Here is a 12,931-nt window from a genome sequence, read left to right as displayed (position 1 = left end):
CCCCCTCAGGAGGCGGCGGGACTCGGGGAGTCGTGCCCGCCGGAGTGGGGGGAGCCGTGGGAGGCGTCGTGGGTGGGGTCGTGGGCCGGGTCAGGGGAGGCGTCGTGGGCCGGGTCGTGGGGGGAGGAACCATGACCGGCGACGGTCTGGATGGTTCCGCCGAGACGGGTGTGGGCGGGCGCCAGGGCCTCGGCGGATGCCGCTGTGATGACCCAGTCCGGTCCGACCAGGTAGGTGCCGCCGTACATCTGGGCCTCCGTCAGCCAGGTCTGCCGGCCCTGCTCACTGGTGAAGGTGGCCATCCGGAAGCCTTCCTGGCCCGCACCGCACGCGCCCTCCCGGAGCTCGTCCGCGTCGACCGTGATCTCGGGGGTGCAGCCGAGGGCGTCGGCGATCTGCTGGAGCGGGGCGGGACGGGCGGACGAGGCCGGGGCGGAGGGACTCGGGGCGGGCCCTTGCGGACCGGCCGCCACCCGGGCAGCGCAGCCGCCGCACAGCAGCGTCGCGAGCAGCACGGCGGCGGCGATACGGGGTGAACGGGGCATGGCTGACTGCCTCACGGGGGTCGGGTGCGGGGTCGGGGGTCGGGCCCTGTGCACGGGCTCGGGCTAGGACGTCGGCGGGACCTTCTTGCCCTCGGCGGTGACCGCGAACCACAGGCCCTGCTTGTTGTGACCGTTCGCCTGGCCGGGCTGGGTGTCTCCGGTGAACGTGTAGACCGGCCAGCAGTCGATCGTCAATTGCTCGCTTCCGTCGGGCCGCTTCACCGATCCGACCAGCTTCCCGGCAATTCCCTCGACCTTTGTCTTGTCCACGGCGGCGGCGGGCTTCCAGGTGTCCAGGCAGGCCCCGAGGCAGCCGAACTTCATGGGCCACGCACTGTCCTTGTCGAACCGGTAGAGCGTGCGCCACTGGCCGTCCACCAGGATCTTTCCGAGTTTCTCGTTGTCGGCCACGGAGAGTTCCGTGCCCGCCTTCATTTCCATGCCTCCCATTCCGGCATTGCCATCCGCCTTCTGTTTCTTGTCGACCGCCTTCTTGCCGTCCGGTGCCAGTGCGTGCCAGGTACCGCCGACGCCCTCGCCCTTCGCCTCACCCGCCTTGGTGTCCTTCGCGTAGCGGTACACCGGCCAGCCTCCGAGGGTCAGCTGCTTGCTGCCGTCGGTCCGGGCGACCGAGCCGAGGAGGGATGCGTCTATGCCGGCGGCGGCCGACGCGTCGTCCGCGGGGACCGCCGGCCACGTCGTGGCGCAGTCCCCGTCGCAGTTCGACTTGGGGGGCTGGGGCGTGTCCTTGTCGAAACGGTAGAGGGCCATCCCGGCGCTGTCCGTGACCACGCTGCCCACGCTCTCGATGTCGCGCACGGACAGCTGCCCCGCCGACGCCCCGGCCTTTCCGGAGCCCGATCCGACGTCCGAGCCCGAACCGGAGCCGGCGGCGCCCGCTCCGTAGCCCGTGTCGTACGCGCCCCCGATGGGCTTTCCGGCGCCCGCCGGCTGGACGGAATTCGCATTGCGCGCGGCATTGTCGCTGCTTCCGCATCCCGCCGCCAGCAGCAGAACCGCGGCCACCGATCCGACACTCGTCATGCGACGCATCTTGTTCACGATCACTCCTTCGGGTTGAACCCGGGGGGTTCGTCTACTGCCTTATTCATAAGGCCTGACGGGTTCGCCGAATTCGAATGAGCGGGAATTTATCAGATCACGCTAACGGTTGAACTCCTGCCACCGGCGGCCGTTTACCGCGGGCTCATTCCTGAATGCGCAGCGCGAGCGCGGGACAGCGCCGCACCGCGCGGAGGGCCTTCGGCCGCAGCCTTCCGGGGACCGACATGACGGCCTCGGCCGGGTAGCCGTCCGGGTCGAGGCGCACCACGTCGGGCAGCACGTCCACGCAGAGCCCGTGGCCCTTGCACAGCGTCCAGTCCACGACGAGCCGTTCGGGGTTCTCGTCCTCGGGCAGGGGCAGTGCCCCGAGGACACGGCGCCCGCAGCCGCTGCCGAGGGCGTGGTCGCGCATCTCGTCGGGGAAGACGGCGAGCGCGGAGGCCATGAAGGCCGAGGTGCCGTCGGGATGGCTGCACGCGCCGCGGCGCAGCACCCCCCGCATCCGCGCCTCGACCGCCTCCAGGGCGGACCGGCCTCCCCCGGCGACCAAGGCCTCCACGGCGTCGGCGAGCGAGGGCAGACCCCTGACGCACGGGCCGCACTGGCCGGCGGTCTCGTCCGCCATCCAGCGCATCACGCGGGCCACTTCGCCGGCCGGGCAGGTGTCCTCGGGCAGCGGCAGGACCGCACCCGCCCCCAGCGTGGCCTTGTACGCGGTCAGGGACTCCCGGGAGAGCAGTGCCGTCCGCGCCGCCGCCGGCGTCAGCCATTTGCCGTGGTACCCGCCGACCAGGACGCCCTGGCCGGGGGACGAGCCGCACAGCTCCAGGACGTACGCCAGGGACGTCCCGAGCGGCGCCTCGACGACCGTCGAACCGCTGATCGTCAACATGACGGTGCCCGGCTCGTTCGGCAGGCCGACCGAGCGGAATCCCGTCACGCCGAGCCGGGCCGCGACGGCGAGCTGGGCGTACGTCTCGGTGTTGGAGAGGAGGGTCGGCAGGCCGCTCAGGCCCCGCTCGCTGGTCCGGACCTTCTGCCCGTTCGGGACGGCGGCCCCCCCGTTGAGGCCGTTCACGAGGGAGGTCCCCTCTCCGCTGACGAAGCGCTCGGGGAGCCTGCCGACGCGGACGCGGCTGCCGGCCGCGCCGCGCTCGGCGACGGCGGCCCGCAGCGACTGCTCCACGTCGTCCCGGGTCACTCCGATGGCCACCTCCTCGGCGCCGATCGCGTCGGCCGCCAGCAGTGCGCCGTCGAGCACGAGGTGCGGGGAGTGCAGCAGTATGGCGGCGTCCTTGAGACAACTCGGCTCGCCCTCCGTGCCGTTCACGACGACGGCGCTCCGCCCCTCTTTGGTCCGGGCGGAGCGGATGACGGCTTTGAGCTTGCGGGCGAACGGAAAGCCCGCTCCCCCGCGGCCCTTCAGGTCTATACCCTCGGCGAGCTCCACGAGATCGCCCGAGTTGTACTGCGGCAGCGGGCCGTGCACCACCAGGTGGTTGGCGCGATCGAGCCGCTGCAGCACGTCGAGTCCTGCCAGCAGCCTGGGCTGGCCGACGCACCCGAGGGCGGGATCGACGGTCGAGGTCACTGACGTCCCCGCATCCCGTCGAACGGACCACCGGACCGGTCGTTGCCGAGTCCGACCCCGATGCCGCTGGGGATGACCACCGTGTCGTACTGGTCGGCGCCGTACGGCGGGGCGCCGTACGACGCACCGTACGGCGCCGTGCCGTACGGCGGGGCGACCTCGGCCGTCGCCGACAGGGGCGACCGGGGCGAGGGCACCGACCCGGTCTGCGCCGGTGCGGGATCCGGATCGGGCTGCCGCCCGGCCGAGCGCCGGTCCGACTGTCGTGCCAGGCGCGCCGTCAGCCGTTCGGCGGCCCACTCGGCGGGCTGCCGGACGAACCGCTGCTGCGTGTCCTTGGGACGGGGCTTCGTCTGGGCGGTGGACGACTGTGCGGCCACCGGGCGGACGGGCTGCGCCCGGAGCCTGGCCCGGAGGCGGATGGCCAGCAGGCCCGCGACCCCGACCAGGCACAGCGCGTACGACACCGTCACCCAGGTGTTGGCGGCCCGGCCGGCCTTCAGTCCGTGCACCAGGGACGCGCCCCACGCGGGGTAGGCACCCACGTGCAGGGCCCGCCACCACAGGGAGCGTCCCTTGGTGGCGAAGGCGCTGCGGACCGCACCGGAGACCGCCACGGAGACGAAGAGGTATCCGGCGATGGTGCCCAGGCCCACGAGAACGGGCTTGTCCCGGTCGGTGAACGGCAGGAGCGCGGCGGACGCACTGGTGTGCGCCTCCGTGACCTTGATCCAGATGTGCAGGGCGAGGAAGCCCAGCCCTGCGACGGCGAGGCCGCGGTGCGCGCCCTGGGCGACGAGCCGGTACCCGGAGGTCAGGACCTTGCGGTCCGTGGCGGCGAGGCCCCACAGGACGGCGGAGGTGAGGGAGACGAGCGAGAGGACGCCCGCCCCGAAGTCGAGGAACTCCGCGAAATGACTGAAAGCGCCCACTCCGGCCGCCACGCCCAGGGAGAGCGCGGCCGCGAGGGCGACGACGATGAGAGTGGCGGGACGCACGCCTCCGGCGGGGGACAGCAGGGGCGGCCTGCGGACAGCACGCCGGCCGGCCGCAGCAGCAGCGGCCATGCCGGCATGGCGCCTGGTGCTGCGGGCCCGGTGTGAACGGGGCGTACGGGTTTGGGACAGGGGCATCTAGTTCTCCCATACGCCCAGGCCCGAGGCACTCCACCGCGCACTCGGCGCCCGGGGTAGTCGACGGAACTGCTCCGCGGCGGGCGGGAGATGAGGTCTCAGGTCTCACCGACCGGGAGCGGGGGCCGGAGTGCAGAAGCATCGTGGAGGTTCGCAATCCCTCCACAGTATTTATCTAATCGTGACAAGTTCTTGCGCGCGTGGCATCGTCACGCCAAACGTCCGCGGAAGATTCCCTTCCAACGGTGCGGTGGCACCCCCTAGACGCTTTCTCCACCACCACACCTCCCCGACGGCAAAGAAGAAGCAAAGTCGCGGGACCACAAGTGGATGGCACTCTCCTGGAGGGTGTACGAGGTGCTCAACTCCCCCGTCCGCACTGACGCCGACGGGGAGGACGGCCTCCTCGGCAGGCCTGTCACCCTCCCATGTGGCAGGCCGTACCCCGGCATGAACGAGGTAACAATGTGCGAACTTCTGAACCGAATCTGGGCCCGTCCCCGAGGCGAATGGACCCGCGCCCTGCGCAGGGAACTCCCCGCGCTGACCGCCGGGATGGTGGAGGAGCTGAGGGAGGAGCTCCCCGGGTTCTCCGCCCTCGTCGACGGCCTTGACGAGGAGGTGGTCAGACAGCGGCTCGAAGTGGCCCTGCTCACCGCCCTCGGGTACCGCGAACCCCCGCAGAAGCAGGCCCGGCCCGCAGTCCCGCATCCCGCCGCCGACCCCGACCCCGACCCCGACCCGGTCCGGGGCGGCGACGAGGAAGAGGACGAGGACGACTACGCGGCCGAACTCGGCCATCCCTACGAGGACGAGGAGGAAGAGGAGTATGCAGAGCACCGCAACCCGCCGCCCCGGCTCCGGGACCCCCGCCGCCGAAGGCAGTTGGCCCCCCTGACGGTCGTCCCCCGCGAGGGCCTCGGGACACGTTCCGAACGTGCCCGGCGAGAGCTGTTCTCCGCCCTTACGAGTGACATGCCCATGGCTGAAATCGCTCTCTCCGAACTGGCCGCGGCGGCCGGCTGGCCGCTCCCGGCCGAGATACGCGCCATCGTCCTGGCCACACCGGGCGAGACGCAGCAGCTCGCGGCCGTCCTGGACGACGGACTCCCCGGCATGGTCGGCGGCCAGCCCTGCCTGCTGGTCCCGAGCCCCGACCCGGAGACCCGCGCCTCTCTGGAGGCCCTGTTGCGCGGCCGGTTCGCCGCCGTGGGCCACCCCGTGGCCCCCCGGGACACCGCCTCCTCCCTGCGGTGGGCCCTGCGGCTGCTGTCCCTGACCCCCAACCGCACCGGCCTGGAGGGTCGGGCCCTCTTCGTCGACGACCACCTCTCGACCCTCCTCCTGCTCCAGGACGAGCCCCTGGCGCACGCACTGGCCGCACGCTGGCTGCGGCCGCTTGCGAACCTGACCCCGCGCCAGAGCGAACGGCTCGAAGTGACCCTCCTCGCCTGGCTGGAAGGCGGTGGCGCACCCGAGGCCGCGAAGGCGCTGAGCGTGCACCCCCAGACCGTGCGCTACCGCATGCGCCAGCTCGAAAAGCTCTTCGGCCCCGGACTGCGGGACCCCCGTACCCGCTTCGAGCTCGAAATGGCGTTGCGCAGCCGCCGCCTGATGGCCCAGGTACGCCGCCAGAACACGCGGGTGGGCCGCAAGGCGCGGGTGGCCACCACCGACTTCCGGCCGCTGGGCGTCGGGCGCATGGCCCGCGTCAACGGCCTGTAACCCCCGGCCCCTGCCCTCAGACCCCCACCCCCCGACCCGCCCACCCCCTATATACGGAATCGGCCCCGGTCCCCTCCCCGTGCAAGCGGGCGGAGGGACCGGGGCCGCCGCGTGCTACAGGCCGACGAGTACCGCGGACGCTCCTGCGCGCAGCGCGGCATTGAGGTCCAGCAGTTCGGCGTACGCGCGGGAACAGGACCGGCAGGCCGCCAGATGGCGGACGAGCCCGCGGCCCCGGGGCACCCCGCGGCGGCGGATCACCGCCCCGAGCACCCGGCCGTAGTGGCGGCAGCGGTCGTTGGCGGCCGTGTCCAGGTGCGCGCGCAGGTACGCCTCGCGCAGTCCTTCGCGGGCCCGGAAGGCCAGCGAGGTCACGGCGCTGGGGGTGATGCCGAGGAGCACGGGAACGTGGTGCGGGCAGTCGTCCTCGACCAGGGTGTGCCAGAGGACTGCCTTCCAGCGTTCGGGCAGTGCCTGGAAGGAGCGGGCGACGAGCCGGCGGTCCTCGCTGTCCAGCAGTCGGCGCTGGGGGTCGTCCCCGTCGGGGCCGGGGCTGCACCACGCCTCGACGTCGGGCGTCAGGACGGTCCGGCCGGCTCCGGCCCGCCACTCGATGGCCGTGTGGCGGACCACCGACAGGAGGTACGGGCGCCACTCTTCCCGCGGCCCGGCGCCGGAGCGGACGGCCTGGAGGGTGCGGATGAACGCCTCCGAGACGAGGTCCTCGGCGTCCTGCGGGGCCCGGCAGCAACGGCGCGCACATGCAAAAGCGGCGGCACTGTGCCGCCGGTACAGGAGCTCGCAGACTGCCGGATCACCGTCGCCTGCCGCGTAGGTCTCCCTGAGCTGCCGGATGAGGTCCCGGTCCGAAGGCCCGGTGCCGCGTTGCGGTCCGGGCGTGGTGTGACGAGAGCCGGACATGGCACTCCTCGTGAGGGTCGCAGGGCCCGCGGGCCCCTTGGGGCAGTGGCACAGGCACGAACGCGGTGCCGGTCCGAAGTCGGCTTCGGGCCGGCACCGCTCTCGGGGCGACGCTGGGGAGGTGGGAGGGCGGGCGTCGCCCCGAGGGTCTAGCGGCAGGCGCGCCCGTCGTTGATGCAGCGCACCGCGCCGGCCATCAGGCCGTTGGACATGACGTTGATGAAGTCTCCGTGGTCGGTCTGCGCCTTGTGCAGCTGCTCGGGGAAGCTGTCGACGGCGAACTGGGAGCCCGGCGGCACGCTGTAGACGATCCGCTGCACCAGCTGCGGGATGGCCTTGAAGCCCTTCTTGCACTTGCCGTTGGCGTCGGCGAAGTCCACGTGCGTGCGGTGGTTGGCGCTGTCGATGTTCTTGCCGTCCCAGCAGCTCTGGAAGTTGAACGTCCGTACGACGTCACTGCCCTTGGGGCACACCGGGTACTTGTCCTTCAGCTGGCGGTTCTCGAAGCCGGTGCAGCTCCACGACGCGTTGGCGTTGCCGTTGCCGTTGGTGAGGGCCTTCGCGTCACCGGTGATGATCCGCATGAAGCGGGGCATCGCCGTCACCTTGCTGACCGGGCTGCCCTTGAAATCGATGGTCACCTGCTTCGGCTTCAGGATCGTGCCGACGTTCGCGTCCTGGCCGCCGCCGGGTGCCTTGGCGTCCTTCTCCGCCTTTCCGTCGCGCAGCCGCAGGACCGGCCAGTAGTACGCCGACTGGTCGCCGTTGGTGCAGGTGGTCCCGGACTGGGCGAGGCTGTTGTTGGTGGAGAAGGCGTCGGTGGTCTTGTTGCCGACGTAGTCGTGCATGTGGTGGGCGCCGTTGCTCACGCCGGGCGCGACGATGACGTTGTCAGGATTGAAGTGGTTGTTCTCGTTGCGCCCGCACTGCACGGCGAAGGAGCCGGTGGAGGCGCCCGCGGCGGCCGCCGGCTTGTTCACGTTGGGCTTCACTTTGCCGATGGCGACGAAGTCGCTGCGCGCCGGACCGCCCTTGGCCAGCTGGGGAGCGGCCTGCGCCGCCGCGCCCTGCGCCGCCGCGCCCTGGGCGGCGTTCGCCTGGGCCGCTTCGTCGGCCGGGTCGGCGGCCGCTGCCTCCTTCATCACGCATCCGCTGAGCGCGTCCAGTCCGCTCGGCTTCGCCCCTGCCTTCCCGAGCGTGTCGGACAGGGCGGTGATGGTCTTGCCGCGCTGCTGCTTGAGCCCGCCGAGCAGGACGCCGCTCTTGGCCTGCCCTGAGGAGAGCTGCTTGTAGGCGTCTGCGACCTGGGTGTCGAGCTGCGCGAGGTTCTTGTCCACCTCGCCCCGGGCCTGGTCGGGGACGTTGTTGAGCTTGTCGCCCACGTCGGGGCAGTCGATGGTGGCGGTCACGGGCGCCCTACGGGAATCCTGCCCGGCGAAGGCGCCCTGGGATACGAGTACGACGCCGCCGCCACCCAGGACCAGGGCGGACATCGCGGCGAGGATCTTGTGCGACGGCTTCAGGCGGCGTTTGTGGCCCTTTTGGCTCATGCGATCACTTCACTTCGTCGGTCGGGAAACGGGGGAAGAGGCCGGGGGAGGTGCGGAGGGGGTGCCCGTCGGGCTGTCCGCGAGGCCGTCGAAGTCGACCAGCCCGCTGGCCTCCAGGACCGTGATGTGGTCCAGGACGGTGGTGTTGGCGTCCGTGGCAAGCTGCCGGACCATGGAATTGCGTGTCTGCGCGCGGATCTGGGCCACCAGCGCGAACACCTTGCCGTGCGCCCTGCGCAGCAGCTGGACGAACAGCCGCTCGTACTGCTGGCCTTGGGCCCCGTCCATTTGGGCGAGCCATTCCTGCTGCTGTGCGCTGGGCTGGCTGGGAAGCTCCATGCCGAGGGCCTGGGCCACCTCCGTGACCCTGCGGTCCAGTTCGGTGTGGCCTTCGACGAGATGCTCCCCGGCGGTGCGTATCGCGGGACGGTTGCTGCGCTGCAGGGCCTGCCGGCCGGCGGGCATCTCCCACAGGCCTGCGAGCTTCACCTTGCGGACGAAGTCCCGGTCCTGGGGGGTGAGCGGCCCGAAGGCGGTGCTCTGGATGCCGGCGCCGTCGTCGTCGGCCCCCTGAACCGTGGCGGCCGCGGCGCTTCTCCCGCCGAACTTCTGCACGGGGATCAGCAACGCGATGAGGGTGAAGGCGAGGGCGACGATCACGACGCCGGTTGCCATCACGTGTCTCGATGCCACCGACATGCTGCCGACGGCCGACCGACGGAATGTCAGCACTGTGCCTCCTTGCTGCGCGGACCGGGAGGGGCTGCGGCCGCTCGGGCTACGGCAGTTGACCGTGCCGTGGCGCCCGCGCTCCCCGGGTGCCTCGGGACGCTAGTGCCAGTTGTGGTGCCTGTTTGGAAGGACCATCACGAATGGACAAACATCCGGGCAACGCCTCGAAAGGCTGGTACCGTGCCGGGCGCGACCGCACGGGCGCGCCCTGGCCCTCAGAGACGGCTCAGGTCTCCGAGAGGGGCCGGGTGCGGGCTACGAGCAGGGCCACGTCGTCACGCTCGTCCGGCTGGCGCAGTTCGCCCAGCAGCACGTCGCAGGTCTTTTCGAGGGGACGGTCCGGGTCTCCGAGCAGTGCGGTCAGCGCTTCGAGGCGGGTGTCGATGTCCTGGTCGCGGGTTTCGACGAGTCCGTCCGTGTACAGGACGAGCTGGTCCCCGACGGCCAGGTCCAGGGCGATGGCCTCGAAGGGTACGCCCCCGACCCCCAGCGGCGCGCCGGTCGGCAGGTCGAGGAGCTCGGGCAACCGCCCGGGGCTCGTCCGTACGGGGGGCAGGTGGCCGGCGGTCGCGATCCGGCACCGGTTGCGGTGGGGGTCGTAGACGACGATCACGCAGGTGGCCATGGTGTGCCCGAGCCCGGTGGTGGTGTGGTCGAGCCGGGTCAGGACGGTGGCGGGGTCGAGGTCGAGCTCGGCCAGGGTGCGGGCGGCGGTGCGCAGTTGGCCCATGGTGGCGGCGGCGTTGATGCCGCTGCCCATGACGTCGCCGACCACGAGGGCGGTCTTGTCGTCGGGCAGCGGGATGACGTCGAACCAGTCTCCGCCGACTTCGCCGGCCGCCGCGGCGGGCTGGTAGCGGTAGGCGATCTCCAGACCGGGGGTGGGGGTCGGGTGGTGGGGCAGCAGGTGTCGCTGGAGGGTGAGGGCGGCGCGGCGCTGGTTCTGGTACCAGCGGGCGTTGTCGATGCAGACGGCGGCGCGGGCGGCGAGTTCACCGGCGAGCAGGACGTCGTCGTGGTCGAACGGCAGCGGGTTGGCGGTGCGTTGCAGGCCGAGGGCGCCGATGACCTCGCCGCGGGCGATCAGCGGCACCGCGAGGTACGAGTGGAGTCCGGCCTCGGCGAGGAGGGTGGCGGCCTCGGCGTCCCGGGCGACGCTGCCGAGATCGCCCGGCGTGACGTGCGCCAGGAGTTTGGGGCGGGCGGCCTGTACGCACTGCGTGACCAGCCGGGTGGCGTCGTAGCGGGCGATCGAGCCGACCGGGTCGGCCGCGCGGGTGGCCGGGGTGGGGTGCGCCGCTTTGACGGCGAGGGCCCGGAACCGCACGGTCTGGTCCGTCAGGTCCCCCGGCGGGTGGTCGCCGGTCAGGACGGAGTCGAGGACGTCGATCGTGGCGACGTCGGCGAGTTGCGGCACGGCGATGTCGCCGAGTTCGCGGGCCGTGACCCAGAGGTCGAGGGTGGTGCCGATGCGTACGGAGGCATCGGCGATCAGGGCGAGCCGCTGGCGGGCCATGGCGACGGCGAGCGAGGTCTTGTGCTGCTCGGTGACGTCGACGACGGAGACGGCGATCCCCAGCGGTCGGCCGCCCGGGTCGTCGAGCCGGTAGAGGGAGACCGACCAGGTGTGGTCCCGGTCGGGGTCGGCGGGCGTACGGCCGGTGGTGAGCAGGTTCAGCCGGGGCCGGCCGGTGGCCAGGACCTCGCGCATGGCCGACTCGATGGACACGGCGTCCAAACGGGGCAGGACCTCTTGGACGTGGTGTCCGATGTGCCGGGCGGTGGGGAGGCCGTTGATGTCTTCCAGGGCCGGATTGACCAGGACGTAGCGGAGCTCGGTGTCCAGGACGGCCAGGCCGATCGGGGACTGGTCGACCAGCCGCATCGACAGGGCCAGGTCGCGTTCCAGGCGCCGCAGGGTGGCCTGGTCGGAGGCCATGCCGAGGGCGTAGAGCCGTCCCTCGCGGTCCTCCAGCCGCATGTTGCGGAATTCCGTCAGCCGGGTGCTGCCGTCCTTGTGCAGTACGGGGAACACTCCGGCCCACGGCCCTCCGCCGGCCATCACCTTCTCGAAGAGGGAGAGGACCACGCCGAGGTGCTGTTCTCCGACGAGCAGCTGCGCGGCGAACCGGCCGAGCGCCTCGCGGGCGGTGTAGCCGAACAGCTGCTCGGCCTGCGGGCTCCATAGCGCGATCCGCCCCTCGGCGTCGAGGACCACGGCTGCGACACCGAGCACGTCGAGCAGGCCGGGCCCGGTGGAGGGACCGGTGCCGGCCGGTTCCGGACCGGCCGGGAAGGCGTCCGCCGTACTCATGCCGGCCGCTCCTTCCCGTCCACTGCCCCAAGGGCGGTGGACCGGCCCGCTCGCTCTCCACGCCCCGGGTCCGCCCCCGGGGTGCTCCCATCCTCCCTCCACTCCCCCGGACCGGCAGCGCAGCCGCCTCCCGATACGGCCGTACGACGGATCCCGGCGGCGGACCGGGGCGGCCCGGCCGGTGTGCGGGAACGACCGGTGCGCGGGAACAGGGAGCGCGGTGTATGTAGGAGTCATGGACCATCGGCTGCCGCATCCGGTTCACCGCCGCGGCAGTGGCCCGCGCCCGGCCCTGCTGGCGGTCCCCTTCGCGCTGATCGCGACCGTCACGGTGGTCGACGTCCTGGTGCCGCCCGATGTCCACCTGGGCCCGTTCCTGGTGGCGGCCCCGGCCCTGACGGCCTCGTTCGCCGGGCCCCGGATGACGGGGTTCGTCGGGGCGGTGGCCGTCCTGGCGCAGGTCGGGGTCGCCGTGGCGCGGACCACGGTCACCGACCTGAACCACACCTTCCAGATCATTGCCCTGGTCCTGATCTCGATCTTCGTCACGCTCTTCGCGCACCTGCGCGAGGTCCACGAGAAACAGCTGATCCAGCTGCGCTCGGTCGCCGAGGCTGCGCAGGAGGTGGTCCTCAGGCCGCTCCGCGACCGGATGGGCCCGCTACGCCTGGCCTCCGTCTATCTGGCCGCGGAGGCCGAGGCCCAGATCGGCGGGGACCTGTACGCCGCCACCCGCACCCCGCACGGCACCCGGCTGATCATCGGCGACGTCCGCGGCAAGGGCCTGGAGGCCGTCGGGGACGCCGCCCTCGTCCTCGGCGCGTTCCGGGCCGCCGCCCACCAGGAGGCCGGCCTGGCGGCGCTGGTCGCCCATCTGGAGGCCGCCGTCGCCGCGGACCCGGACGGCACGGGCGAGCCGCCCGGCGAGCCGGGAGAGGCGTTCACCACGGCGGCGGTACTGGACATCCCCGATCAGGAGATGACCGTCCGGCTCATCAGCTGCGGGCACCCGCCGCCCCTGCTGCTGCGCGGCGGCCGGGTCGTCCCCCTTGAGGTGGACCACCCGGCGCCGCCGCTGGGCCTGACGCAGTACGTGGACACCGGCTTCGCCGCGCAGTCCTTCTCCTTCGAGCCGGGCGACGTCATCCTGCTGTACACGGACGGCGTCATCGAGGCCCGATCCGCCGCCGGCGACTTCTACCCCCTGACGGAGCGTGCCGCCGGCTGGCCCGGCGACGGCCCGGACGCCTTGCTGCGCCACCTGTGCGCCGACCTGTTGGCCCATTCGCCGGGCGGCAGCCTGGGCGACGACGCGGCGATGGTCGCCATCGAACGCGTCACCGGCCGTCCCTGAC

The 12,931-nt window shown here is 72.2% G+C and carries 10 protein-coding genes; 2 read left to right on the top strand and 8 right to left on the bottom strand.

Going from position 1 to position 12,931, the window contains the following annotated elements; translation table 11 throughout:
• Positions 1–5 precede the first annotated feature (5 nt).
• From ABTY04_RS01515 to ABTY04_RS01500, 4 genes are all read right to left on the bottom strand, one after another.
• Positions 6–545, bottom strand: a complete 540-nt coding sequence (locus ABTY04_RS01515) for a hypothetical protein (RefSeq protein WP_352211261.1) — start codon at positions 543–545, stop codon at positions 6–8.
• 63 nt (positions 546–608) lie between these two features.
• The gene (locus tag ABTY04_RS01510) at positions 609–1,598 is read right to left on the bottom strand and encodes an SCO0930 family lipoprotein (RefSeq protein ID WP_352211301.1); all 990 of its coding nucleotides are present in this window, start codon (positions 1,596–1,598) and stop codon (positions 609–611) included.
• Between the two features lie 154 nt (positions 1,599–1,752).
• Positions 1,753–3,201, bottom strand: a complete 1,449-nt coding sequence (locus ABTY04_RS01505; RefSeq protein ID WP_352211260.1) for an NADH-ubiquinone oxidoreductase-F iron-sulfur binding region domain-containing protein — start codon at positions 3,199–3,201, stop codon at positions 1,753–1,755.
• The gene (locus ABTY04_RS01500) at positions 3,198–4,268 is read right to left on the bottom strand and encodes a hypothetical protein (RefSeq protein ID WP_352211259.1); all 1,071 of its coding nucleotides are present in this window, start codon (positions 4,266–4,268) and stop codon (positions 3,198–3,200) included. Before ABTY04_RS01500 ends, ABTY04_RS01505 begins: the two co-directional genes overlap by 4 nt.
• A gap of 531 nt (positions 4,269–4,799) precedes the next feature.
• Here ABTY04_RS01500 and ABTY04_RS01495 point away from each other — a divergent pair.
• Positions 4,800–6,059: a PucR family transcriptional regulator gene (locus ABTY04_RS01495; RefSeq protein ID WP_352211258.1), complete on the top strand. Its 1,260-nt coding sequence runs from the start codon at positions 4,800–4,802 to the stop codon at positions 6,057–6,059.
• Between the two features lie 114 nt (positions 6,060–6,173).
• Here the strand turns inward: ABTY04_RS01495 and ABTY04_RS01490 are convergent, their stop codons facing one another.
• From ABTY04_RS01490 to ABTY04_RS01475, 4 genes are all read right to left on the bottom strand, one after another.
• Positions 6,174–6,980, bottom strand: coding sequence for an RNA polymerase sigma factor (locus ABTY04_RS01490; protein WP_352211257.1), 807 nt, complete (start codon positions 6,978–6,980; stop codon positions 6,174–6,176).
• A gap of 149 nt (positions 6,981–7,129) precedes the next feature.
• Positions 7,130–8,530, bottom strand: a complete 1,401-nt coding sequence (locus tag ABTY04_RS01485) for a DUF1996 domain-containing protein (protein WP_352211256.1) — start codon at positions 8,528–8,530, stop codon at positions 7,130–7,132.
• A 9-nt stretch (positions 8,531–8,539) separates the two neighbouring features.
• Positions 8,540–9,205, bottom strand: a complete 666-nt coding sequence (locus ABTY04_RS01480; protein WP_352211255.1) for a DUF4142 domain-containing protein — start codon at positions 9,203–9,205, stop codon at positions 8,540–8,542.
• A 283-nt stretch (positions 9,206–9,488) separates the two neighbouring features.
• Positions 9,489–11,576, bottom strand: a complete 2,088-nt coding sequence (locus tag ABTY04_RS01475) for a SpoIIE family protein phosphatase (protein ID WP_352211254.1) — start codon at positions 11,574–11,576, stop codon at positions 9,489–9,491.
• Positions 11,577–11,811: 235 nt separating this feature from the next.
• Here ABTY04_RS01475 and ABTY04_RS01470 point away from each other — a divergent pair, with 235 nt between their 5' ends.
• Complete coding sequence (locus ABTY04_RS01470; RefSeq protein WP_352211253.1) at positions 11,812–12,930, top strand: PP2C family protein-serine/threonine phosphatase; 1,119 nt, start codon at positions 11,812–11,814, stop codon at positions 12,928–12,930.
• The last annotated feature ends 1 nt before the right edge of the window (position 12,931 follow it).

This window comes from Streptomyces sp. NPDC097981, from assembly GCF_040302565.1.
Lineage (GTDB): Bacteria > Actinomycetota > Actinomycetes > Streptomycetales > Streptomycetaceae > Streptomyces.
Note: the sequence above shows the minus strand (reverse complement) of the source record. Positions and strands in the feature narration are given on the sequence as shown.